General features: G+C 72.9%; 1 protein-coding gene. It reads left to right on the top strand.

The genetic code is table 11. The features are described from left to right. Positions 1-12 precede the first annotated feature (12 nt). Positions 13-203: phage protein Gp36 family protein (locus ACSHWJ_RS16235; RefSeq protein WP_432540156.1), on the top strand; the 191-nt coding region annotated here is incomplete at its 3' end.

The following is a 203-nucleotide window of genomic DNA, read 5'->3' as shown; positions in this document are numbered from 1 at the left end:
GTGGTGCAGCTGGTGCGTTACGAGATCTACGACCGGCGGCCCGAAGGCAAGGACGATCTGCCGCCCGCCGTGGTACGGGGCCGAAAGGACGCCCTGCAGACGCTGGACGACATTCGCGCCGGCCGCATCAGCCTGGGCGTGGCGGACGATCCCGCCCAGGCTCAGCCCGAGGCCGGCGCCCGGATGCGGACCCGGATCCGGGG

This window comes from Methylococcus sp. S1M (assembly GCF_051295855.1).
GTDB lineage: Bacteria > Pseudomonadota > Gammaproteobacteria > Methylococcales > Methylococcaceae > Methylococcus > Methylococcus capsulatus.
The sequence above is the reverse complement of the archived record's forward strand: the minus strand, read 5'-3'. Positions and strand labels throughout refer to the sequence as shown.